Annotated in this window: 22 protein-coding genes and 1 pseudogene; 14 read left to right on the top strand and 9 right to left on the bottom strand. The window is 47.9% G+C overall.

All coding sequences use genetic code 11. The features are described 5' to 3' along the window. Positions 1 to 96 precede the first annotated feature (96 nt). Both EL268_RS08470 and EL268_RS08475 read left to right on the top strand, forming a co-directional pair. The gene (locus tag EL268_RS08470; RefSeq protein WP_106654437.1) at positions 97 to 1,524 is read left to right on the top strand and encodes an aminotransferase-like domain-containing protein; all 1,428 of its coding nucleotides are present in this window, start codon (positions 97 to 99) and stop codon (positions 1,522 to 1,524) included. Positions 1,525 to 1,553: 29 nt separating this feature from the next. Next, positions 1,554 to 2,336 carry a GNAT family N-acetyltransferase gene (locus tag EL268_RS08475; protein ID WP_106654438.1) on the top strand — a complete coding sequence of 261 codons (783 nt, stop codon included), beginning with the start codon at positions 1,554 to 1,556 and terminating at the stop codon, positions 2,334 to 2,336. A gap of 21 nt (positions 2,337 to 2,357) precedes the next feature. Here the strand turns inward: EL268_RS08475 and EL268_RS08480 are convergent, their stop codons facing one another. Beyond that, entirely contained in the window at positions 2,358 to 3,239 is an 882-nt protein-coding gene (locus EL268_RS08480) for a LysR family transcriptional regulator (protein WP_106654439.1), read from the bottom strand. Positions 3,240 to 3,363: 124 nt separating this feature from the next. Here EL268_RS08480 and EL268_RS08485 point away from each other — a divergent pair, with 124 nt between their 5' ends. Beyond that, entirely contained in the window at positions 3,364 to 4,146 is a 783-nt protein-coding gene (locus tag EL268_RS08485) for a SagB/ThcOx family dehydrogenase (RefSeq protein WP_106654440.1), read from the top strand. A gap of 44 nt (positions 4,147 to 4,190) precedes the next feature. Here the strand turns inward: EL268_RS08485 and EL268_RS08490 are convergent, their stop codons facing one another. Next, positions 4,191 to 4,907 (bottom strand): GDSL-type esterase/lipase family protein, encoded by a 717-nt coding sequence (locus EL268_RS08490; RefSeq protein ID WP_106654441.1) that lies wholly within the window; start codon positions 4,905 to 4,907, stop codon positions 4,191 to 4,193. 157 nt (positions 4,908 to 5,064) lie between these two features. Here EL268_RS08490 and EL268_RS08495 point away from each other — a divergent pair, with 157 nt between their 5' ends. Continuing rightward, positions 5,065 to 5,616 carry a nitroreductase family protein gene (locus tag EL268_RS08495; RefSeq protein ID WP_174769446.1) on the top strand — a complete coding sequence of 184 codons (552 nt, stop codon included), beginning with the start codon at positions 5,065 to 5,067 and terminating at the stop codon, positions 5,614 to 5,616. 42 nt (positions 5,617 to 5,658) lie between these two features. Here the strand turns inward: EL268_RS08495 and EL268_RS08500 are convergent, their stop codons facing one another. Continuing rightward, on the bottom strand, positions 5,659 to 6,141 hold the full coding sequence (locus tag EL268_RS08500; protein ID WP_106654443.1) for a DinB family protein: 483 nt from the start codon (positions 6,139 to 6,141) through the stop codon (positions 5,659 to 5,661). A 145-nt stretch (positions 6,142 to 6,286) separates the two neighbouring features. Between EL268_RS08500 and EL268_RS08505 the strand changes: the two genes are divergently transcribed. Together EL268_RS08505 and EL268_RS08510 are read left to right on the top strand one after the other, a co-directional pair. Then, on the top strand, positions 6,287 to 7,210 hold the full coding sequence (locus EL268_RS08505) for a LysR family transcriptional regulator (protein WP_106654444.1): 924 nt from the start codon (positions 6,287 to 6,289) through the stop codon (positions 7,208 to 7,210). A 165-nt stretch (positions 7,211 to 7,375) separates the two neighbouring features. After that, on the top strand, positions 7,376 to 8,146 hold the full coding sequence (locus EL268_RS08510) for an ANT(4')-I family aminoglycoside nucleotidyltransferase (RefSeq protein ID WP_106654445.1): 771 nt from the start codon (positions 7,376 to 7,378) through the stop codon (positions 8,144 to 8,146). Positions 8,147 to 8,235: 89 nt separating this feature from the next. Here EL268_RS08510 and EL268_RS08515 read toward each other — a convergent pair whose 3' ends face one another. From EL268_RS08515 to EL268_RS08535, 5 genes are all read right to left on the bottom strand, one after another. Then, positions 8,236 to 8,610, bottom strand: a complete 375-nt coding sequence (locus tag EL268_RS08515; protein ID WP_106654446.1) for a YybH family protein — start codon at positions 8,608 to 8,610, stop codon at positions 8,236 to 8,238. Between the two features lie 527 nt (positions 8,611 to 9,137). Then, the gene (locus EL268_RS08520; RefSeq protein WP_106654447.1) at positions 9,138 to 9,872 is read right to left on the bottom strand and encodes an amino acid ABC transporter ATP-binding protein; all 735 of its coding nucleotides are present in this window, start codon (positions 9,870 to 9,872) and stop codon (positions 9,138 to 9,140) included. A gap of 17 nt (positions 9,873 to 9,889) precedes the next feature. Continuing rightward, positions 9,890 to 10,585 (bottom strand): amino acid ABC transporter permease, encoded by a 696-nt coding sequence (locus EL268_RS08525; RefSeq protein ID WP_106654448.1) that lies wholly within the window; start codon positions 10,583 to 10,585, stop codon positions 9,890 to 9,892. Continuing rightward, on the bottom strand, positions 10,572 to 11,405 hold the full coding sequence (locus tag EL268_RS08530; RefSeq protein ID WP_106654449.1) for an amino acid ABC transporter substrate-binding protein: 834 nt from the start codon (positions 11,403 to 11,405) through the stop codon (positions 10,572 to 10,574). Before EL268_RS08530 ends, EL268_RS08525 begins: the two co-directional genes overlap by 14 nt. Before the next feature lie 176 nt (positions 11,406 to 11,581). Further along, positions 11,582 to 12,409, bottom strand: a complete 828-nt coding sequence (locus tag EL268_RS08535) for an amino acid ABC transporter substrate-binding protein (RefSeq protein ID WP_106654450.1) — start codon at positions 12,407 to 12,409, stop codon at positions 11,582 to 11,584. A 799-nt stretch (positions 12,410 to 13,208) separates the two neighbouring features. Between EL268_RS08535 and EL268_RS08540 the strand changes: the two genes are divergently transcribed. From EL268_RS08540 to abc-f, 4 genes are all read left to right on the top strand, one after another. Further along, on the top strand, positions 13,209 to 13,610 hold the full coding sequence (locus tag EL268_RS08540; protein WP_106654451.1) for a hypothetical protein: 402 nt from the start codon (positions 13,209 to 13,211) through the stop codon (positions 13,608 to 13,610). Between the two features lie 13 nt (positions 13,611 to 13,623). After that, the gene (locus tag EL268_RS08545) at positions 13,624 to 14,562 is read left to right on the top strand and encodes an AEC family transporter (RefSeq protein ID WP_047071715.1); all 939 of its coding nucleotides are present in this window, start codon (positions 13,624 to 13,626) and stop codon (positions 14,560 to 14,562) included. A gap of 99 nt (positions 14,563 to 14,661) precedes the next feature. Beyond that, positions 14,662 to 15,459, top strand: coding sequence for a stalk domain-containing protein (locus tag EL268_RS08550; RefSeq protein WP_106654452.1), 798 nt, complete (start codon positions 14,662 to 14,664; stop codon positions 15,457 to 15,459). 454 nt (positions 15,460 to 15,913) lie between these two features. After that, positions 15,914 to 17,839: a ribosomal protection-like ABC-F family protein gene (abc-f, locus tag EL268_RS08555; RefSeq protein WP_106654453.1), complete on the top strand. Its 1,926-nt coding sequence runs from the start codon at positions 15,914 to 15,916 to the stop codon at positions 17,837 to 17,839. A gap of 64 nt (positions 17,840 to 17,903) precedes the next feature. Here the strand turns inward: abc-f and EL268_RS08560 are convergent, their stop codons facing one another. Continuing rightward, on the bottom strand, positions 17,904 to 19,241 hold the full coding sequence (locus EL268_RS08560) for an MFS transporter (protein WP_269149409.1): 1,338 nt from the start codon (positions 19,239 to 19,241) through the stop codon (positions 17,904 to 17,906). A gap of 22 nt (positions 19,242 to 19,263) precedes the next feature. Between EL268_RS08560 and EL268_RS08565 the strand changes: the two genes are divergently transcribed. The 4 genes and pseudogenes from EL268_RS08565 (at position 19,264) to EL268_RS08580 (ending at position 21,793) form a co-directional block, all read left to right on the top strand. After that, positions 19,264 to 19,662 (top strand): hypothetical protein, encoded by a 399-nt coding sequence (locus EL268_RS08565; protein ID WP_106654455.1) that lies wholly within the window; start codon positions 19,264 to 19,266, stop codon positions 19,660 to 19,662. Further along, a complete protein-coding gene (locus EL268_RS08570; RefSeq protein WP_015892550.1) occupies positions 19,659 to 19,865 on the top strand; it encodes a YqgQ family protein in 207 nt (68 codons plus the stop codon). Before EL268_RS08565 ends, EL268_RS08570 begins: the two co-directional genes overlap by 4 nt. Positions 19,866 to 20,112: 247 nt before the next feature. Further along, a pseudogene (locus tag EL268_RS33835) lies at positions 20,113 to 20,532 on the top strand (DUF4280 domain-containing protein); the annotation flags it as partial. 865 nt (positions 20,533 to 21,397) lie between these two features. Next, entirely contained in the window at positions 21,398 to 21,793 is a 396-nt protein-coding gene (locus tag EL268_RS08580) for a hypothetical protein (protein WP_106654456.1), read from the top strand. Positions 21,794 to 21,809 lie beyond the last annotated feature (16 nt).

A 21,809-nucleotide genomic window follows, 5' to 3' on the forward strand; every position in this document is an offset into this window, starting at 1 on the left:
ATCAAGAAGTGGTAAAATATCTGCAACCACTCGGCTATCAAAAAAACCAACCACTTTTACCTACAAAGATGAGGAAGACAAAGGGGATCGATCAGGTTGCACAGAGAGAAACGGTTGCCGAAATATCGGAAAATTATTGATTTTATCAAAGAAAAAATTTCGACAGGAGAATGGCCGATTGGCAGCAAAATCCCCAGCCAACGCGAATTGGCACAATCGTTCGAGGTCAATCGGAGCACGGTCATTGCGGCATTGGAGGAGTTGACCGCAGACGGGTTGATCGAGGGAAAGCTGGGGATGGGCACTGTCGTCGTCAACAACACCTGGACACTGTTGGCTACGACACCACCTCCGGATTGGAGTGAGTATGTCCGATCTGGATTGCACAAGCCAAGCATGACGGCGGTTCAAGAAATCAATAAGCGTGAATTCCAGGCAGACCTGATTCAGCTGAGCAAAGGCGAGCTCTCCCCAGACATGTTTCCAGTCGATGCGATGAAGCAAGTCATGGAGCGGGTGACGAGGAATCTAAGCGGATTTGGATATGAAGAGCCGAGAGGGTACCTCCCCCTGCGCCAAGCGGTCAGTGATTATGTCGGACGACAAGGAATTGCAGCTTCACCGTCTTCTGTCTTAATCGTGTCTGGTGCATTGCAGGCGCTCCAGCTGATTTCGGTCGGGTTATTGCATCGAGGTTCAACCGTGTTTTTGGAACAGCCTTCGTATCTCAATTCCTTGCATGTGTTCCAGTCGGCGGGGATGGAGCTTGCGGGATTGCCGATGGATCGCCAGGGGATGATTGCACAGGCGATCTATGCGAGGCGAAAACAGGAGCATGGTGCGATTCTGTACACCAATCCTTGCTTTCATAATCCAACAGGCATCCTGATGACAGAAAAACGCCGGCTGGAGCTGCTGCGGGTATGTGAAGAAGAGCGTCTGCCGATTATCGAGGATGACATTTACCGCGAGCTGTGGACGAAAGAGCCTCCACCGCTGCCGCTCAAGGCAAGAGATAAACATGGACATGTCCTGTACATTGGGAGCCTGTCCAAGACACTGACCCCCGGCTTGCGGATTGGATGGGTAGTGGGGCCTGAGCCAGTTATCGAACGTCTGGCCGATATCAAGATGCAGACGGACTACGGTGTCAGCTCTCTATCGCAACGTGTGGCGGAGGAGTGGCTGGCGAGTGGCTTGTATGAAAAGCATATGCACAAGGTCAGAGAGCAGCTTGTTACGAGACGAGCGGCTGCCATCCGGGCGCTTACGAAGCACATGAGTGAACTCGCGACGTGGGAAGTGCCTGCCGGAGGATTTTTCATCTGGCTGAAAATGAACGAAAAGCTCTCGATGATGGAGCTCTTTACAGCAGCGAAACGCCAGGGCATTCTGCTGAATCCGGGCAATATTTACGGGGAGACGCAAGAAGGATATGTGCGGCTGTCGTATGGGTACTCGTCGATCGCCGATTTGGAATCCGGCATCGAAAGACTGGGTCAAATCGTCCGCAATATGAGATAAAAGCAGAGGAAAGGTGGGGATGGAAGAAAATGGGGTATATAGAAATCACGAAAAAGAATATAGAAACGGAGCACATATGCTGTGCATTAGGTGCAAAACAATACGAGAATGCAGTAGCCGAGAAGAAGAAGTGGCTGACAGAGCGAATGGATGAAGGATTGGTTTTTTATCGCTTGGATGAGCGGGCAAAAGTGTTTATTGAATACTTGCCTGCGGAAATGGCATGGGTTCCTATTGAAGCGCCCAATTATATGTATATCAACTGCTTGTGGGTGTCTGGCAGATATAAAGAGAACGGGTATGCGAAACAATTGTTGCATCATTGCAAGGAAGATGCCATCAAACGAGGCATGGACGGAATCGTTCATATCGTAGGGAAGAACAAGTACCCGTATTTGAGTGAGAGACGTTTTTTTGAACATATGGGGTTTGAACTGGCAGACCAAGCAGAACCGTATTTTCAATTAGTGGCATGGAAATGGAATGGACAAGCTGCTATGCCGTCCTTTAAGAAAACAGGAACGACTTCTTCAAAGGAGAAAGGTGTCACCATTTATTACACAGCACAGTGTCCATTTGCTGTTGGTGTTTTGGAAGAGCTGAGAAAAGTAGCGGAAGCGAAAAGTGTCCCCTTTCATGCGTACAGGTTGACAACGAGAGAAGCAGCACAGAACGCGCCTGTCATATGGACGACCTTTGGCTTGTTTTATCATGGTGAATTTATTACCCATGAAATCATGAGTGCCAATAAATTTGAAAAATGGCTAACAGAGCATCTTGTACACAAAAAGCCCCGCCAATCCCCCCAATAGGCGAGGGCTTTGTTCGTGTGGCTACTTGCTCGTTGGCGTGAAGTCCATGCCTTTTACATATTGCTGGCTGTGAACGGCGAACTCTGCCGTGAGCGGGGAGATCGACTGCCAGTTGCGCACCGCGAGCACCACTTCCCTTGTAATCGGGGGTGACAGAGGGATCGCTACAACCTTGGGGATGACAGGTGGCATGTACAGCTCAGGCATGATGGTGACGCCGATATACTCCTGAACCATGGTCAAAATCGTATACACCTCACGCACTTCAAACGTAACTGTTGGATTGATGTGATTCTCTTGCAGCATTTTTCGGATGCAGCCATCCTTTGGCATGATAAAACAACGCTCCGCGATTTCGGAAAAACGAAGGGTCTGACTGTCTTTTAACGGATGGGTATCTGGCAAAATGACCATCATTTCGTCTTGCAAGAGCGGCAACGTTTGCATTTCCTTATCAGGCAAAACGGTAAAGGCAATGTCAACAACCGAGCTGTGCAGCCAGTTGCTAATTTCATCACTATCGCCTTCCAAAAGCAGGATGTCCACGGCCGGAAACCGCTTGCGAAAGTCGCCCAAAAGTCCGGGCAAGAAGCGGGAGGCAACGCTGGGGATCGAGGCAATGCGCAGGGTGCCGGACGCAATCCCGCGTGCCACGTTTGCTTCCTCCGTCATGCAGGATGTGATGTTCAAAATGTCGCGAGCGTGCCCAAGCATTCGCTCTCCGATGCTCGTCGGAGTGATCCCGCTGCGACTTCGCTGAAAAAGACTGACGCCTAGCTCTTTTTCCAGGGCCTGAATCATTTGCGAGACGGCGGATTGCGTAAAGCCGATTTCTTCTGCTGCCCGCGTAAAGCTTCCAGCTTTTGCTGCGGCGACAAACACTTGCAGTTGGGTAAGCGTCATGTCTCCTTGTTCCTTTCATTAGTTTTCTCTAATGAAAAATATTATAAATCATTGTTTTACTAATGGAAAAGAGCTTCGTATAGTAAAAGGCATCACCACCAAGAAAATACGAGGAGGAACATAGATGCATCCCGAATGGCAGCGAATTGCAAATGAATTTATCGAGGCGACCTCTTACCGGGTGGGCGAGCTGGAAAAAGGCTGGGCCTCTCGTTACGATTTTTCGAAAAGACCGGCGACGTATTTGCGCTATGAAGAGGTATTTACCCGCATTGACTTGGGCAAGCCGGAGTTTCCAGCGTCCGTGGATTTGTGGGAGGTCCTCGCCAATCGAAGATCCAAGCGTAATTTCTTGAAGCAGCCCATGACACTTAACGAATTGAATCTCCTGCTGTGGGGTACACAGGGCATCACAGATGATATGGGAGACTATCAATTACGCACGACTCCGTCTGCAGGTGCCTTGTATCCGATTGAGACGTACCTGATGATTAACAACGTGGAGGGACTGGAGAAAGGTCTGTATCACCTGGATGTACAGAATTGGTGCTTGGAGGGACTGAAGAGAGAAGACACATCCGAGATCGCCTATCTGTTCACCGAAGAACAAGAGGTGACGAGACGGGCTGCTGTCAATTTTGTTTGGACAGCGATGGTGGATCGCACGAAAGACAAATACAAAGAGCGTGCGTACCGCTATATTTGGTGGGATTCCGGGCACGTGTCGCAGAACCTGCATTTGGTAGCAAACGGACTGGGGCTAGGGGTAACGACGATTGGTCACTGGATGGATCATGACATGAACGAGTATTTAGGCATTGATGGCACGTCCCATTTGTCTGTTTTGATGGCATCAGTAGGCAAAATCGCAGGTGGACATTGGCTGACGGACCGTCGACCGGAATAAGCAGCAAAAAAGGATGGGCATAAGAAGCCGCATCCTTTTTTCATTCACGATGGTGTGCCAAGTGGGATGTCATGTGCAGAAAGTGTATCGCGCAGAACGGTCGCCATGAGCTGGTAGCCGAGGACATGCGGATGAAGCCCGTCGTCAGCCAATTCCTTGCGCAGTGTGATGCCATCTGCGTCCGTCATGCGGGAGTGATAATCGACATACAGACAGTCTGCTTGTTTTGCAAAAGCTTGAAAACGTTCATTGATAGCGACGACGAGCTCGTTTCGCTCACGGTTGCGTGCGTATCGGTCCATACAAGTAGGCAAGAGGGAACAAAGAATGGGCTGAATGCCTTGCTCGAGAGCCGCATGCACCATTGCTTCTACATCACTTGTCACTTGCTGGCAAATTTCTTGGGGTGTCAGTCGGTCGGAAGGCAAGAATGTATCCAACGCCCACGTATTGTTAATCCCGATCATGATCACCACGTAACGTGGCTTCAATTGAAGGACATCCGCGGCAAAACGTCTGCGGGCCTGTTCGGTAGTGTCACCGCCGATTCCACGATTGACGATCGTCTGACCCGACCGGCCAAAAAAGGTAGCGAGATCCCACCAATGCGTGATGGAATCACCAAAAAAAACAAAATCGACTGGCTGCTGGTGGAAAAGCAGTGCTTCATTATGAAAGTCAAATTCGTTGCGTCGCCTGTCTGCTGGCGCATCGATACTGAAAAATCCGGGCTTTATGAGAGCTGGGCGCTGTTCGTCCAATCTACATCCCTCCTCGTCCAAAAGTTTACCATATCCCTGTAAGCGTGGTGTGCAGTTTCGTTTACTTCTTACTTGATTTTGCCGAGTGTTAGCGATAACATATGTTCTGAATAAGACTGATAACCATTATCAAAGTGTGAAAGTCTAAGAGAAGAGGGTGACCGTTGTGTCCATTGCCAAAATCATTCGAGAGCGCCGCTCTATTAAAAAAGATTATAAACCAGATACTGTGTCCGAAGAACTTGTTCTGGAGCTGTTGAATGACGCAGTGTACGCGCCAAACCATGGTGTTCGTGAGCCGTGGAGATTTATGTTTGTATCTTCAGAGAAAAAAGAAGCGTTTGTAGAGAAGTTGATCACTTGCTATCCTCCAGAGGCCCATCAGGCGCGCAGAGACATGTACAACCAACCGGCAGCCTATTTGGTCGTTATCATGAAAGAAGATCCGCGCCAGAAACAATGGGAAGAAGATTTCAGTGCGACGGCTGCTCTCATTCAAAACTTCCAGTTGCTCGCATGGGAGCGTGGACTAGGTGTCGTCTGGAAAACAAACGCGCACAACTGGGACCCGAAGGCACACGCCATCTTGGGGGTTGCGCCAGGAGAGAAAATCGTTGGTTTCCTGCACCTCGGTTTTTTCGATCAGGAAAATGTACCAGCAGCACGCACGCGCACACCTGCCGAAGAAAAGTTCACTCGGTTCGAATAAACGAAAAAAACGAGACCATTCGAAGGTCTCGTTTTTTTGCCATTACTTTGCTGTTGCTTCCTGTGCTACGACTTTTACCATGCTCGAGATGATCCCCAGATGGATGGACTCGTGCATGACGGCAAAGTTAAAGACTTCTCCAACCGTTGTAAACTGGAAGGGACCCATTGTAATGGGGGCTGGCAAAGCTGCCTCTAGCTCAGCAGGGGTGACGGAGGACAGCAGTTCTAGCTGTACAGACAAATAGTGAATCAGCTCATCTTTCGAGGGTGGTGCAGTCGTCCAGTCAGAGGGCTTCGTTCCCGTCTGAAAAAGAGTAGCGTAAGAAGCGGGCAGGTCGGACTGGTAGGGCAAGCCGATGGATAGGAAATGCTGAAAACAAAAGACGATGTGGCCGATATTCCAGCGAAGTGTATTTGAAAAAGCGGGGGATTGAACATCCAATAGCTCCTCAGGAATCATGGGAATCTGTTGCAGGCCAATTTGACGAACGGATGTGGCTGTAGTGATCATGCTTTGAGACATGAGACAAAACCTCCCTATCATTTTCCTATGATTGACAGTGATCTTACCGTCAACTAAAGTGTACGTCGTAGGGGAAATCGCAACAATCATACTTTTCCGATTAGAATGATTAGTAAAAATGATAATAGGCGTAAGAGGTGAGGCAATGGAGCTCAGGCAATTGGAGTATTTTATGGCAATATGTGAAGAAATGCATTTTTCCCGGGCATCAGAAAAGCTGTGTACCTCGCAGTCCAATCTCAGCCAGCAAATCAAGTTTTTAGAGAGTGAGCTGGGTGTCCCGCTGTTTGACCGTTTGGGCAAGCGAATCGCCTTGACGGAAGCAGGGAAGGTATTGCTGGAACAGAGTCGGCATGTTTTTTCCCATATCGACTACGCACGAGAAGCGATTGCTGCCATGAAAAACAACGAAGGAGGCACGCTCACGATCGGTGTCTTGCCTGGAGATGCTGACTTGTTGTTTGATGCTCTTCTTGTAGAATTCCACCGCTTGTATCCGAAAACATCCTTATCCGTCATTGAGTCTACAAGAATCGTGGAGCAAATCATATCCGGCGAGATTGATTTGGGCGTGACTGTTTTACCTGAGCCGGATGAGAGAATCACTGTCATTCCACTGTTTCATGAAGAGTTCGCACTGGCGGTTCATACCGCACATCCACTTGCCAAGGAAAAGGCAATCAAATTTGAGCAGCTTCAAGATGTGAAAATGGTGATGTTTCCGCCAGATCATCAAGCGAGACAGCTCATCAATCGCTATTGCCTACAGGAAGGCTTTCGCTTGCAGCCTCCTATCGAAACGACCACACTCCTGTCTCTATTGACTCTTGTAAAAAAGGGGATCGGGGGCTGTATCCTGCCTAGCTTATTGCTGCAAAACGTAAACGACGACGGGATTGCGATCATCAACCTCGTGAGTCCCACACCCAGCCAAGACATCTGTCTGATCTATCGCACGGACAAATATATGGGGTTCGCCGCTCGTACCTTCATCGATACACTACAAGCGTATATTCAATCGGCTATTGACAACGCCCATGCTTCCACCACAAATAAAAATCACTCGTAAGATTTTCCTTTCCTTGGTAAAATGCATATCATTACGAGCCTTACGATCTGGTCGATGGGAGGAAGTTTACATGCATCCAAAAAAAGTCCCCCGTTAATCCCGAGGTCCTCCATTCATGTATTTGTGTCAGCTCACCCCAAAATATAGCAAGGGAGATGGACGTCAATGAACATGAATGGACCTGTAAAAATTTCTCGAAGTGAACGATTTCAAACCTGCCAAGAAATTGCTGCGCGATTGCATGAAGTGTACAAAGAAAAAGTTCTCGCCATTGGGGTGTATGGTTCCATTTCTCGAGGGACAGACGGCCCTTATTCGGATATCGAGATGTTTTGCGTACTAGAAGAATCAGGGGAAGAAATAGAATTTAGCTACGAATGGTCAGCGGGACCTTGGAAGGCTGAAGTCAATGTATGCAGTGCAGATGTTTTGCTGAACACTGCCGCTACTGTCGAGGATGATTGGCCGCTGACACATGGCCCATTTTTTTCTCCGCTGAGTCTATATGATCCAAAGGGCTTTTTTGAAACGCTCAAAAAAGCAGCAGAATCACCATCGCAGGAAGATTTCACAGAGGGAATCAACGGTATTCTCGTAGGGGAAATGTACGAGTTTATCGGCAAGTTGCGAAACGTAAATCTAAACGGCCCACATACCTATCTGCCCTACTTGGCCATGCAGTTTGCCCAATACGGTGCAATGTTGATCGGGCTGCACAACAGGAAGCTTTACTCGACAGGGGCCAAGGTTTTGCCGGAAGCGCTGGAATTGCCGAATCGTCCGGCTGGATTCGATCAGGTAGCCATTTTGGTAATGGCGGGAGATTTGACTGATCCAGCAAAAATCGTTACCGCTTGCGAAGCATTCTGGGATGGTCTCCAAGACTGGGCTGCTCAGCATCAGTATGTGATTCATTCAGAGCGAATCCCTTTTTAGTCGATAAAAAACAATACGAGACCCCTTTCACGAGGGGTCTCGACTTACCAAGAAAGCCTTGCTTCCTAGCGAGGCTTTTATTTTTGGGCTTACTCAACTTTGCCGCTCAAATGCTCATGAATGAGCTTCCATTCATCTGTCTCTGTTTTTGTAAAGATATTCGTGGCTCTGCCACTTCCCGTGACGAATTCCCCGTTGTAATAGCCTTGATATTGATACGTATATACACAGCTTGCGGATCTTTGATCGACAGCAATCCACTGGACATCCGTAGCCCCATAGACTTCATCTTTGATCAGATGCCATGCATTTTCAAAGTAAGCGCGGATCTCGCTCATGGATGTACAAGTCTTGTCAGAAAACCAGTAAATGGCATTCGGATGGAGCACTTTTTCTACATTGGCAAAGTCATGTGTATTAGTAGCGTCAATATATTGCGCTAACGCCTGTTTATACTCTTCCACGAATAATCCCTCTCTCCGCTAAAATGGTCTATTTATCCATATTTTATAGGTTTGCGGCAATGAAAAAAAGCCCGCCCGATGTAGAAGGGGGCTATTCGGGCGGAAATGGAGGACGTAATGTCCATCGTAGGGTCTGACACATTCATGATAGATGTCTGATGTTAAGGAAGAGTAGAGAGAACATGAAGCATTTGTTAATTTTAGGTTATTTGTATAAATGCTGAGGGGCAGGCACCCGTTTTTTCCTTTTTGATCGCTGGAATAGACAGGCATCCATACAGGAGAGATGCGGTTGTCATAAGCTGAATGCAGTACTGATCCTTGCCAGCAGATCGGTGCGTCCATCTGATCTCAACGAGAGGAGAGGAAGATTATGGGTTGCAATCGCGGTGGCTTTTTTGGGGGCGGTTTCCTTTGGATTCTCATCATCATTTTTCTCGTAATTGCCTTCCTTGATGAGTAAGGCTTCATAGTAGAGAAAAGACTCTGTGCTCTTATACAAAGAGACAGAGTCTTTTTTCTGGTCATTACTTCAAATGCTGCAAAAACTGACGTGTGCGTTCCTCACGCGGCTGTGCGAACAAATGGGAGGGTGTATCTCGCTCGACGATGACGCCTTGGTCCATGAAAATAACCTCGTCGGCAACTTCCCGGGCAAACCCCATCTCGTGCGTGACGACGATCATCGTCATTCCTTCCTGGGCAAGCTCCTTCATCACCTTCAACACTTCGCCAACGAGCTCCGGGTCGAGAGCGGAAGTAGGCTCGTCAAATAGCATGACTTGCGGGTCCATCGCCAGTGCGCGGGCAATACCTACGCGCTGCTGCTGTCCGCCTGACAACTGTGCAGGAAAATGGTCCAGCTTGTCACCGAGACCTACTTTTGTCAGGAGAGCAGCGGCTTTCGCACGCGCTTTTTCTTTGTCTTCTTTTTTGACAGTGATAGGCCCCTCCATCACATTTTCAACGGCTGTCATGTGCGGGAACAGATTGTAGTTTTGAAACACCATGCCAGTCTGCTTCCGCAGCTTCGGAATACTCGTTCTCTCTACTTTTTTGGAGAAGTCCAGCTTGACGTCGCCGATCTGGACGCTGCCGCTGGTCGGAACCTCAAGTGCATTCAGGCAGCGAAGCAAGGTTGTTTTCCCGGAGCCAGAAGGACCGATGATAACGACTACTTTTCCTTTTTCTACCGAGAGGGAAATGCCTTTGAGTACATGTAAGGTGTTGAATTGTTTATGCACATCCGTGATCGTAATCATGCGTTTTCACCTGCTTTTTAGACATAACGGTCCAGCTTGTTTTCGATGCGATCCTGGAAAATGGAGAGTACGAAGCAAATCACCCAGTAAATAAGGGCCGCTTCCGCATAGACCAGCAGCGGCTCATATGTCGCAGCGACGACTTCTTGGGCTTTGCGAAACATCTCTGGTACCAGAACGACTGAAGCCAGGGAAGTATCCTTGACCAAACTAATAAACGAGTTGGACAAAGGAGGAATGGAGACGCGAGCTGCCTGTGGGAGCACGACTCTGCGCAGTGCTTGCCAGTAGGTCATCCCCAGGGAGTAGGCTGCTTCCCATTGCCCTTTGTGAATGGACAAGATCGCGGCACGTACCACCTCGGAGGAGTAGGCACCGACGCTGAGAGAGAAGCCGATGATTGCCGACGGTATCGGGTCGATCATCAAGCCGATGCTCGGCAAGCCGTAAAAAATGATGAACAATTGGACTAATAAAGGAGTACCGCGAATGATCGATACATAAAAGCGGGCGATGGCAATCAGCGGCTTTATGCCGGATAGACGTGCCAGCGCAGTGAGAACCGCAATGATCAGACCAATGAAAAAGGATGCGATGGCGATTGTCAAAGAATAGAGCAAGGCTCCTTTCAATAGAGGAAGAAAGGAGCTTTGCGCGATATCGATCCATCGGTTCAGGCGTTCTGGGTTTTCAAAGAAGCTATTTAGAGACATCTGCACCAAACCATTTCTCTGATATTTTTGCGAGGGTACCATCTTTCGCCATGTCATCCAGTGCTTTGTTGAATGCATCAACCAGCTCTGTGCTGCCTTTACGGAAGAGGAAGCCGTTTTTCGCTACGTTCGGATCTTTTGCGATGATTTTGATAGGAACATCAGGCTTTTGCTTCATGAAGTCCAACAGGGAAATCCCGTCGTTGATCGTAATGTCTACACGCTTGGAAACAAGCAAGTCAATCGCTTGGTTAAAGCCTTCCACACCGACGATTTCCGCTCCGTTTTTCTTCGCGATATCTGTGAGGTTGCTCGTCAGTGTTTGCGCTGCTTTCAGACCTTTAATATCCTCGAAGCCTTTTACGGTCGTGTTGTCTTTATGAGTGACGAGGACCGCTGTGGATACGGTGTATGGATTGGAGAAATCGTATTTTTCCTGGCGATCAGGGCGAATACCTACCTGATTCGCTACGACATCAAAGCGCTTGGAGTCAAGTCCAGCGAACATCGCATCCCATTGTGTTTCTTGAAAAACAGGCTCTACACCGATGCGCTTCGCTACCTCTGTCACGACCTCTACATCATAGCCCGTCAGCTTGCCAGACTGATCGTGGAACGTAAACGGCGCGTACGTGCCCTCGGTTCCGATCAAAATTTTACCTTCGGCCTTTACTTTTTCCAACAAGTTTTGTTCTTTTTTCTCTTCTGTTGGGGCAGGAGCGGCACTATTTTGCGGTGGCTGTCCCGTTGAAGACGAACCGCAACCTGCCAATGCGACTAACAGAGTGGAAGCGAGAAGGGAAAATAATAGTTTTTTCATAAATTAACCCCCACTAAACCGATGTGAAATTGAATAGGATCATACTAAAAGGGACAGACAATTTTGTCAACGCCTAAGAATTTATTTAAATTCTTAGGCGCATGAAAACTTACCGCATAAACGCGGTCGCTCCCCCTTGCGTTTTCCTCGATAAAGGTTTTCTTCAGGTTTAAGAATTACTTCGTGATATCCTCGCCGAACCATTTGACGGAAATTTTGGAAAGAGTGCCGTCCTGCTGCATCTCATCGAGCACCTTGTTAATCGCATCAGTCAGTTCTGTGCTTCCTTTACGGAACATGAAAGCGGTTGGTTGGCCGTCTGCATTTTTCGCCACGACTTTGATTGGCGTATCCGGTTTTTGCTTCAGGAAATCAAGCACCGACAAATTATCGTTGATCACGACGTCCACACGTTTTTGTGCAATCAGGTCAATCGCTTGATTGAAGTTGTCTACACCGACGATTTCTGCCTCATTGGAGCGTGCGAGATCAGCGTAGTTGCTGGTCATGGATTGTCCAGCTTTCAAACCTTTAATATCTTTAAATTCTTTGACAGTTTCGTTGTCCTTGTGTGTAACCAAAACCGCGCGGGAAATCGTATATGGCTTGGAGAAATCGTATTTTTCCTGACGATCAGGACGGATTCCTACCTGGTTGGCAATGACGTCAAAGCGCTTGGAGTCAAGCCCCGCAAACATGGCATCCCACTGGGTTTCCTGGAATACAGGCTCTACACCGAGCCGCTTGGCAACCTCCGTGACAACCTCCACATCATAGCCTGTCAATTTGCCCGACTGATCATGGTACGTAAACGGAGAGTATGTACCTTCCGTACCAATGACGAGTTTCTTCTCGGCTTTCACTTTTTCCAGCAAATTTTGCGAAGCTGCTTGATCAGCAGGCGGAGTCGTATTATTCGGCTGAGAAGGTGAACCGGAAGTGCTGCAGCCAACCATTCCCAGTAGCAGACAAGATAGTAAGGTAGACAGAATGACTTTTTTCATGTTGTAATCCCCTTTATGTTAATCGGATTTCATGGATTCATAGTAGTGGTCGTTCATGCCTTTGTCAATCTTTAAATTGTTAAATCCTATTTGATTACTTTGAATTGGGATCTATGCAGCTGCGGTGAAGAGAAGAATATTTCCAGTCTAGGCTCCAGGCTCCGTCCTGCTGGGGGGTGAGACTGTCCGCTCCGAAGGGATTTGCGGGGAAACGCAAAAGTGGTAGCCGCTTCGACGTAGGGGCACGGTTGCGTTTCTGTTGCCCGCAAATCTCTTCTCCGCTTGGTAGGACTCCACAAATCGCTACGTCTGGAAATATTCTTCTCTGTCGTAACTTTCCTTCATTCTTTCAAAGCTTTAAAAAGCGGAGTAAACACGGAAAGCTCGCAGAGGAAACAGGAGAAAACAGCGAAGATCTTTGGTACACCGACCGAGACGGAATGCAAAAAGCGAAACACGTCTTTAAGCGTCCACCTCTGAATTACAACCTGGAATGACCACTTTGGACGCGGTTTCGCTTTTTGCATGGAGGCGGGCAGTGAATCCCACAGCGGGTGGGACAAGAAGCTGAGCGTTTTCTCCTGTTTCCTCCCCACCACTACAGTAACGTTATACTTGTTATCTCTTTTAAGTTTCTCCATTCATGCGGTGGCTATGTGCATGAGAGGAAACTTGGCGCAGAAGTAGAGGTTGAGGTTCCTCGTCAAGAAGCGTACAATTAGTACGAATTGAAAGGCCTACAAGCAATGACGTGCTTGTTCTTCATAGGAGAGCGCACCGACAAAAGGAGTCAACCAACATGTTAAACGACTGGCGTATGTATACAGATGGAAGTGGAATGGAGCAAAAGCATGTAGCTTGGCATGAAGTGCTGAAGGAAATCGCCCAGCTGGATGGAGTCACACGGACGTTGGTTCACGCAGCGTATGGAGACCATGTGGATTTGGTCGTAGCAGGCGGGAACAACGGCAAAGTATTGGTGCAATGGAAAGAACACGAGCCGGCTGAGCAGCACTTTGTACTTGCGGCAGACAAGCAATCGGCGGTGATGTCCACGCTCGTCATCGAGGGTAGTGAGGTTACCTTTCCCCTTTCCTGGTGTGTTCCGCTTGAGCAGGTTGTTCCTTTGTGCGGAGATTTGCTAAGAACATGTGAAAAAGGGGAGCCGACGGGACTCGAATGGCTTCCGGTAGAAATGTAGGCAGGAGGGCAGCATGGAACTACAAACGTTGCAGCAGTCCATCCTCATCATGGCCGTCATCATTGGGATCGGTAGCTTAATCGGCTACCGGCAACCCTTGACTGCGGACTCCCGCCAGCTCGTCATCACGATTATTGTGAACGTTGCCATGCCGTGCATCATTTTAGACGGGATCTTTCAGACAACCATTGATCAACAAATTTTATACCAAATTTTTGCAATATTCTTCATTTCGATCATCCTAAACTGCCTGGGCATTTTTATCGGCTGGTTAGGGGCGCGTGCACTTCCGCTTCCTGTGAAAAAGCGTCGGGAGATTGCGCTCTTGTCCGGCTTGGGGAATACAGGCTTCATCGGTTTGCCGCTTTGTGCGGCATTGTTTGGGCCTAAAGGGGCACTCTTGGCAGCTATTTTCGACGCAGGCGTGGATGTTGTGCTATGGACAGTAGGCGTAATGATGCTCCAGGAAAAAGGAAGCTTTTCCTTGAAAGGGTTAAAAACACTCATCAACATTCCGATGATTGCGATTGTATTTGGACTCGGTTCTGCCATCATCGGGTTTGTGCCCCCTGAGCCTGTGAAGCAGCTGTTTGGAACGCTGTCCAAGCTCGCCTCTCCGTTAGCCATGATGTACATTGGTATGCTCTTGCCTATGTTTTTGCGCAACAAACCGCAAGTGTCATTGAAGCTTTTGAGTATGCCACTCGCGTTTAAATTAGTTGTTTTTCCGCTGATGACGGCGTTTCTTTTGTCCGTTTTTTCAATCGACAGCGATATCGTCAGCGTTTCCCTTGTGCAAGTAGCAATGCCCACCCTGACATTAGCCTCGATCTTGTTCGGGCGCTATGCGGCGGATGAGGAGATGGGGGCTATGACGACGGTTTGTTCCACCTTGCTGGCGCTCTTGTCCATCCCGGTTGTTCTGGTCATGGGAAATTGGCTTTTGCACTAATCTCTCGCCAATCTCAGTCATAGTGAAACGAATCAGAGGAAACCTATGTCTAACAAGTAAAGAATGACGAAAATGATAATCAGGGATGGAGGAACAACAATGAAAGGCAAATCGATTTTGGCTGTTGCACTGACACTTCAGATGTTGGCGGCTTACCCTGTGCACGCGGCAGGCGCTAGCACAGCACAAACAGCGACAACTGCGATACTGGTTAACGGAGAGCAATCTTCCTTGGCAAAAGCACCGATTCTCGTCCAGCAGCGCACCTATGTATCTGCCGAGGATGCGAGCCGGATTTTAAAAGGTACTTGGAAACAAGATGCAACGAATGGAGAAATGAAGCTGGCAAAAGGTACGCTGACTTTTCAACTCGCTACAGGAAAAGTAGCGTTAAATGGCAAGTCGCTGCAAGATGGGCAGGGCGCAATCGTGCGTGACAAGCAAGTGTATGTGCCGTTGAGATGGATGGCAGAACAGGCCGGACATCAAATCACGTGGAATGCCGAGAAAAAGGCGGTGGAAATTGTGATGGCCGGTGAAGAGAGTGCCTTTACGCTTGTCGATGCCGATAAGCTGACGGAACAGGAACGTTCATTTATTGACTCGGTAAAAGAACAGCAAGGCATTCACAAGCAGGGAGATCTATATGTCATCGCACGTGGTCCCTCACCGAATCCTGGCTACGGACTGCAAGTAACCAAAGTCGAGCAGAGCTGGGAGCAGGTTTTTGTGTATGTCAAACAAACGCTGCCTGATCCGGGAAGAATGTACCCGCAAGTGATTTCCTATCCGTATTTGGCGGCAAAAGTGAAGCTGCCACCTTACACGACGATTATCTTTCTGGATGCAGAGACGAAGAAGCCGCTGTTTGCCACAGAAGGCAACGGAAGTCGATAAGAAAATCGGGTAAAAGACGTATAGGGTCTGCTAATGGGAGTACTTAGCAGGCCCTCTTGTTTTTGTGTGACTCCTGATGTAAGATATGGTTGTGATTTCCTATCCCTTGAGAAACGGAGGTGTGTGTACGTGTTCGGAACTCTGCAAGCATGGTTTGTGGTAGAAACTTCCAGTATGACGCATGATTTTACATTCAACGGGACCAGTCTGTCCTTTTTTGCGCATACAACTGAACGGAGTTTCCATAGGCGTACCATGCATCGATCAGGGGCGGTTTGTTCTTGTCTATAATGGGTAACTGACGTAAGGTCGGTCCCTTTCACGATGCCGCAGGTAATGGCCTGCGGCTTTTTTGCGTCCACTTGCACGTGCGGTGTGGTCTCAAAATTGTGCCGGGGCCACCAGGAAATCCATTATTTTGAACCGTTACCCACATTTCGAGGAGGAAATAATCATGATTATTATCGCAACACAGCAATTGCAGAAATCGTACGGAGCAGATCCGGTTTTACAAGATATTACATTGGAAATAAAAGCAGGAGAACGAGTCGGGATCGTCGGACCGAATGGAGCAGGCAAAACTACGTTGTTCAAGCTGCTGGCAGGTATCGAAAGCCCCGATTCTGGTGAGCTTTTTCGGGCAAAAGGAACGATATGGGCGTACCTGCCGCAAACGCCGCAGTATCCGGCTGAGTGGACGGGGGCGGATGTTGTAGCCAGCGCTTTTGCAGACGTCATCAAGCTGCAGGAGCAGCTGCGCGAGCTCGAGCAGCAGATGGGATTGCTTTACGAAAATGAACAAGAGCTAAACCGCCTCATGCTGCGCTATCAAAAGCTGCAAGATGAATTTGAACAACTGGATGGCTATCAGTGGGAGACGAAAATGACCCAGGTGACACAGGGCTTGGGAGTTAGTTCTGAGCTGTTAGCGACACCTTTTGCTCAACTCAGCGGTGGGGAAAAGACGAAGGCTGGTCTTGCAAAGCTACTCTGCCAGCAAAGCGATGTCCTGCTCTTGGATGAGCCGACCAACCATTTGGATGTGGAGTCGATGGAGTGGCTAGAGGAGTTTTTAAAAAATTATCAGGGGACGATCTTAATTATCTCCCATGACCGTTATTTTTTGGATGCCGTCGTCACGTCTGTCTATCATGTGGACGGAGGAGAAGCCGAATTCTATATCGGCAATTACAGCGCGTTCGCTACGGAACGTGAAGAGCGTTTGCTGCGCCAGTTTGCCGCTTATCAGGAACAGCAGAAGCAGATCAAGAAAATGAAAGAGACGATCAAAAGGCTCAAGGAGTGGGGCAATCGCTCCAATCCGCCGAACGAGGCTTTTCACCGAAGGGCAAAAAGCATGGAAAAAGCGCTGGCGCGGATTGAGCGTATCGAGCGACCGAAAATGGAAGCGGATCGCATGGGCTTGCAGTTTATGAAAACTGACCGAAGCGGGCAGGATGTGCTGAAAGCGACGGGGGTACAGAAAACATTTGGAGGAAAACAGTTGTTTTCGGACGCTAGCTTTTTATTGCGCTATGGCGAGCGAAAAGCGCTGCTTGGACCAAATGGCTGCGGGAAATCTACGCTGATTCGCATGCTGCTGGGAGAGGTTGAGCCAGACGCAGGTACGCTTAAAATTGGCAGCAGCGTTAAGGTAGGCTACTTGTCACAGCAAGCTTTGGAAGGGGATCAAAACCAGCGGCTGATTGACGTTTTCCGTGAGGTAGCCAGAGTGACGGAGCCGGAAGCAAGACATTTGCTGGCACGGTTTATGTTTTACGGCGAACAAGTTTTCAAGCGGATCGGGCAGTTAAGTGGCGGAGAGCGGATGCGACTGCGCTTGGCCCAAATGATGCATCAGGAAATCAACCTGCTCATTCTGGATGAACCGACCAACCATCTGGATATTGAAGCGCGAGAAACATTGGAGGAAGCGCTGGCGGATTTTCGCGGGTCTTTGTTTATCATCTCGCATGATCGCTATTTCCTGCAAAAGATGGTAGATGGTGTGTTTTGGGTGGAAAATAAGCGGCTTGTTCACGATGTGGGTTCGTATGAGGAAGCAAGGGAAAAGCAAAAACAGAGGATCGGTGCTCGTGCCAGTAAGCCGGAGGAAATAGAGCAAAAGCAGCCAGCGGTCAAGCAAGTCCAAGAGACGGTCGTGACGAATGCAACAGCCAAACGTCCGAATCTATACAAGTTGGCAGAGCTTGAACAAAAAATAGCGTCATTAGAAGGAAGAAAAGGTGAACTGACGGCCTTGCTCCAGAGTGAAGGAGTCGATTACGAGCAGTTAGTAGCTTGGCAACAAGCGATCGATCAGGTGCAGCTGGAGATAGATGTAACCTTTTCGGCGTGGATGGAGCTACAGGAACAGTAGGCTGCAATAAAAATAGCACCGCCAGCAAATAGTGGAAAGCTGGCGGTGCTTCTTTTTGTATAGCTTACGATTGTGCTTGTGTGCTTGGTTCTGGCAGGCGACGATAGCTGCTGACGAACCAGAGGAGGAGCAATACCATCAAGACCCCTCCGAGGAAGAACGGACCGCTGTGGGAGACTTGGTAAACCGCTCCACCAGCTAATGGACCCAAGATACGTCCAAGGCTGTCCATCGAGCTGATTGCTCCACTCGTCACGCCTTGGCCTTGCGTTGTCCGTTGGGTGATCATTGCTGTGGCCGTCGCTCTGATCATCCCTTGTCCCGCTCCGAACAACGAGAGGATCAGCGCCAGCACCCAAAAGTTACCCGATAGCGGAATGGCGAAAAAGCCAATGCCGTAAAGAATCATCCCAATGACGAGGACACTTGCTTCCCCTAGCTGCTTGACCATTCTTCCGATCAGCCCGCCTTGTACCGCGGCAGCGATCAAGCCCATGACGAGAAACATATAGCCGAGGTCTTTGGAGGTAAAGCCGTACAAATCACTTATGTACAGGGCAAAAGTCGTTTCCAATCCGGAAAAAGCAAAGGAGACAGTGAACAATATACCGTACAGCAAGGACATGGAGCCGAACAAAGAGACAAGCGGATTTTGCCGCTGTTCTTTTTGCAGATTCGCCCGTTTTTCTTTCGGCAAGCTTTCTGGCAAGGCAAACAGGATCAGGAAAAACGTAAGCAACGCCACGATACCCGAAGCGTAGAAGGGAACGGCAAAGCCGAATTCACTGAGCAGTCCACCAATTACCGGACCGAAGACAAAGCTAAGTCCAATCCCGGCGCCAATGACCCCCATCCCTTTTGCGCGTTCTTCTGAAGGGAAGAGATCCGCTACCATAGCGGTTACGGTTGGCAATGCGGCAGCCGAGACGATTCCACCCAGTATGCGATACAGGAGCATTTCTGTATAACTGTCAGCTAGTCCAAACAGGATAAAGGTGATGGAAAAGCCGAACAGCCCGAATGATATGAGTGGCTTTCGCCCGATTCTGTCTGAAAGTGCTCCCCAAATCGGTGCAAACACCAGCTGCATAATATTGTAGCTGGCAAAAAGCACGCCGATTTGAAACGAAGTCGCACCCAATTTTTCCGCGAAAAAGGGAAGAATGGGGATAATAATGCCAAAGCCGAGCATGATGAAAAATGCAATAAAGAACAAGAGGGCAAGGTGCTTCTTATTCACTACGTCTACCTCTTTTCGCACAAAAATCTGTTCAAGCGGATTGTTTGCTTTTTCCACCTTACGTGAAGGAAAAGGCGAAGTCAAGCCAGCAACGTGGGCAGTTAGCGCGAGACGTGCTATAATAGAAAAGAAATAAGAATGGCTATCTATAATGTCAAGTATATATCCATGAGGTGTTTGTTACATGTCTACTGCGATGCTTTACTACCTGGCCTGGCATGAAGATGATTGGCTGGATGAAGTGCTCGATCGTTTTCCTGAGATCAATGCCATTGTGCCTTCGGTCAAAACGTTTGAGTTGCTGGCTAAACAAAGAGAGTCCGGAGAAGTTGACCGAGCTGTCCTCGTTCTAAATGCGGCTGTCGAACAGGAGAGATGCAAGGAGTTTTTACGCTTGTGTCAAGAACATTCACAGCTATCTGCCGACCCTTTGTATATCGTCGGATTGAAACCGGAAGAGGAGGAGGCGTGGCAAGAAGCGTATCCACACGCGAAGATCATCGTCATTACCGGCTTTGCTGTCGAGTTTGATTACGATGCCGTCCTCGCAAGGATGGAAATCGATCTGGAGGGAGCTCATTGAAAATAAACCCGAATGAATTCGATTTGAAGGCGTTTCTGCACCGTTTCGGATTGGTTATTTATACAGGCGATCCTGAAGGAGATTTGCTGTTGATAGAAGATGAAATTCGGGAGCTATATGAGCTGAATGTCATTGACAAGGAAGAGTTCATTGAAGCCATGTCAGCGTTGCGCAGCAAGCGTAAGGCTGAGGGAAGAGAATAGAATAGAGAGTAAGAACGTGTTTGCCAAGCCGTGTGTATGCGGGAGATGGTGAACACGTTTTTTTTGTTCATATCCGAATGTGAATGTAATTTTGGAACTTTATACCTATTATTTTGATCAGTCCAGTGTCCGATACGTACCATATGGGTATTATTTCCTTTTTATATATAGAGTGGATATTGGTCTTCATCTATTAGCACGAGCATCTTCCATCTGTATAGGAACCTTACAGAGAGGAGGAGACTGTATGCCCAATATTGAAGGTATCTCCATCCAAAAATCGAATGCGGAACGCAAGAGCTATGTGGTCGTTGGTGCTATTTTGTCATGCAGCAGCGGAAGTCGGTTAAGTCGGCTGAAGATGCCGTTCAGTCATGGTGTTTTTGTAAAAGGGAAGCCGCAAATGAATATCATGGACTTCGTTCCCAACATAAATATCATGCCATTTGGAAAGTGCAACAACTTGAAGAATCCCGCTGTCGCTTCTGCCACCACAGCAAATAATGGTGTACTAACGCCGATGCCGTGCACACCTGTAATGACCATGCCATGGATAGATGGCAAGCCGGACAAAATGGTTGGTGGACACCCCGCATTGCTGAACAAATCCACGAATATGTGTTTCCATTGCGGACTGATCAAGATTGAAGACGATGGGCAGGATTTGGGTGGTGTAACGATAGGGAATCAATCGTCAGCTAACAGTGGGCCTTCAGATGCCAGTTTTGGACAAGGACCAGCTTGCGAGAAGCCACAGGAAAAGCCAACCATGTGGGACAACTTCGTCAAAGGAATATCAAAGCTGGGAGATGTTCCTGCTGCAATGCAAAAAGCGGCAAGTGAGCTGCCGGGAGCTTTGGAGAAAGCCGCAAATGATTTGCCGAAAGGTTTGCAGAAGGCGGCAGAGGATTTACCTAAGGGTGTAAATCTGTTTGTGCAAGAAAGCTATGTTAAGCCGATACAGGAAGACTTGGATACGTTGCGGGATGATCAGTTAAACCTTGCCGATGCAGATGCAGTCGGTGGGATTGTTTTTGCGGCACTTACGGTGGGAAGAAGTAAAAATGCTGCGGATTTATGGGATGGGTTAGCGAATGTAAATAAGAGGAAGGTTGATATTAATAAAAATACTAAATTTTCCGAGATGGGTGAAGAGCAACAACTGAATATAGCAAAAGAGTATAGAAAGAATGCACCAATCGAAATACCTGAAAATGCAAATATGAAAGCAAAGTCTATGAACGATGGCTACGAACAAATAACTTACAAGTGGAATGACGGGACATATAAGTATGAAGTCAGGTGGCATACAAGAACCTCTGGAGCGCCTGTTGATCAAGGAAACACTTGGGTAATTCAAAGAACTATTCCTGGTAGTGGAGGACAAAAACCAAAGTCATTTTATAAAATTGGAGAAAATGAATGGGTGGAAGGGTACAAATGGTATGAAGCAATAGCTGCTAGAAAAGCGGGAACCGCTACACCTGAACAAGTAAGAATATTAGATCAAGGTCATTGGAAGGAGTAATATTATGAAATCAGAAGTGATAAATGATTTATATTATGTTGGGTTTGAAGGAGAGCCTGAGATAATCTTTATGTATGAAAAATCAAATGAAGTGCAAGTGCTCAAGCTTTGGAATGGGTATTTTGAATTATTGCTAGATTGCTTGGTTCAACAGACTTCCGTTCAAGATGGAATTTTACATGAATATTACGTTCATGAAGGATGGTATGAAGAAAGCCCTTGGGAAATCAAAGATGTTGAAAAAGCAGTACAATTGTTTAAACTATTTGATGTTAAGAAAGTTACAGAAAATGAATCAAGTAATATTATTCCAGTACTCCCGGCTATTACAATGGATATTATTAGCTTTTTACAGCAAGCAATTCAAAGTGGAAATAGAGTGTTTATTGTGTACGAATAACTGAATTTCTATCATT

This window comes from Brevibacillus brevis (assembly GCF_900637055.1).
GTDB lineage: Bacteria > Bacillota > Bacilli > Brevibacillales > Brevibacillaceae > Brevibacillus > Brevibacillus brevis.

What these genes read in the sequence shown, in the direction of transcription:
- EL268_RS08475 (WP_106654438.1), top strand. Translation starts at nt 1,554, where the DNA reads ATGGGGTATATAGAAATCACGAAAAAGAATATAGAAACGGAGCACATA.
- EL268_RS08480 (WP_106654439.1), bottom strand. Translation starts at nt 3,239, where the DNA reads ATGACGCTTACCCAACTGCAAGTGTTTGTCGCCGCAGCAAAAGCTGGA.
- EL268_RS08485 (WP_106654440.1), top strand. Translation starts at nt 3,364, where the DNA reads ATGCATCCCGAATGGCAGCGAATTGCAAATGAATTTATCGAGGCGACC.
- EL268_RS08500 (WP_106654443.1), bottom strand. Translation starts at nt 6,141, where the DNA reads ATGTCTCAAAGCATGATCACTACAGCCACATCCGTTCGTCAAATTGGC.
- EL268_RS08505 (WP_106654444.1), top strand. Translation starts at nt 6,287, where the DNA reads ATGGAGCTCAGGCAATTGGAGTATTTTATGGCAATATGTGAAGAAATG.
- EL268_RS08510 (WP_106654445.1), top strand. Translation starts at nt 7,376, where the DNA reads ATGAACATGAATGGACCTGTAAAAATTTCTCGAAGTGAACGATTTCAA.
- EL268_RS08520 (WP_106654447.1), bottom strand. Translation starts at nt 9,872, where the DNA reads ATGATTACGATCACGGATGTGCATAAACAATTCAACACCTTACATGTA.
- EL268_RS08525 (WP_106654448.1), bottom strand. Translation starts at nt 10,585, where the DNA reads ATGTCTCTAAATAGCTTCTTTGAAAACCCAGAACGCCTGAACCGATGG.
- EL268_RS08530 (WP_106654449.1), bottom strand. Translation starts at nt 11,405, where the DNA reads ATGAAAAAACTATTATTTTCCCTTCTCGCTTCCACTCTGTTAGTCGCA.
- EL268_RS08535 (WP_106654450.1), bottom strand. Translation starts at nt 12,409, where the DNA reads ATGAAAAAAGTCATTCTGTCTACCTTACTATCTTGTCTGCTACTGGGA.
- EL268_RS08540 (WP_106654451.1), top strand. Translation starts at nt 13,209, where the DNA reads ATGTTAAACGACTGGCGTATGTATACAGATGGAAGTGGAATGGAGCAA.
- EL268_RS08545 (WP_047071715.1), top strand. Translation starts at nt 13,624, where the DNA reads ATGGAACTACAAACGTTGCAGCAGTCCATCCTCATCATGGCCGTCATC.
- EL268_RS08550 (WP_106654452.1), top strand. Translation starts at nt 14,662, where the DNA reads ATGAAAGGCAAATCGATTTTGGCTGTTGCACTGACACTTCAGATGTTG.
- abc-f (WP_106654453.1), top strand. Translation starts at nt 15,914, where the DNA reads ATGATTATTATCGCAACACAGCAATTGCAGAAATCGTACGGAGCAGAT.
- EL268_RS08565 (WP_106654455.1), top strand. Translation starts at nt 19,264, where the DNA reads ATGTCTACTGCGATGCTTTACTACCTGGCCTGGCATGAAGATGATTGG.
- EL268_RS08580 (WP_106654456.1), top strand. Translation starts at nt 21,398, where the DNA reads ATGAAATCAGAAGTGATAAATGATTTATATTATGTTGGGTTTGAAGGA.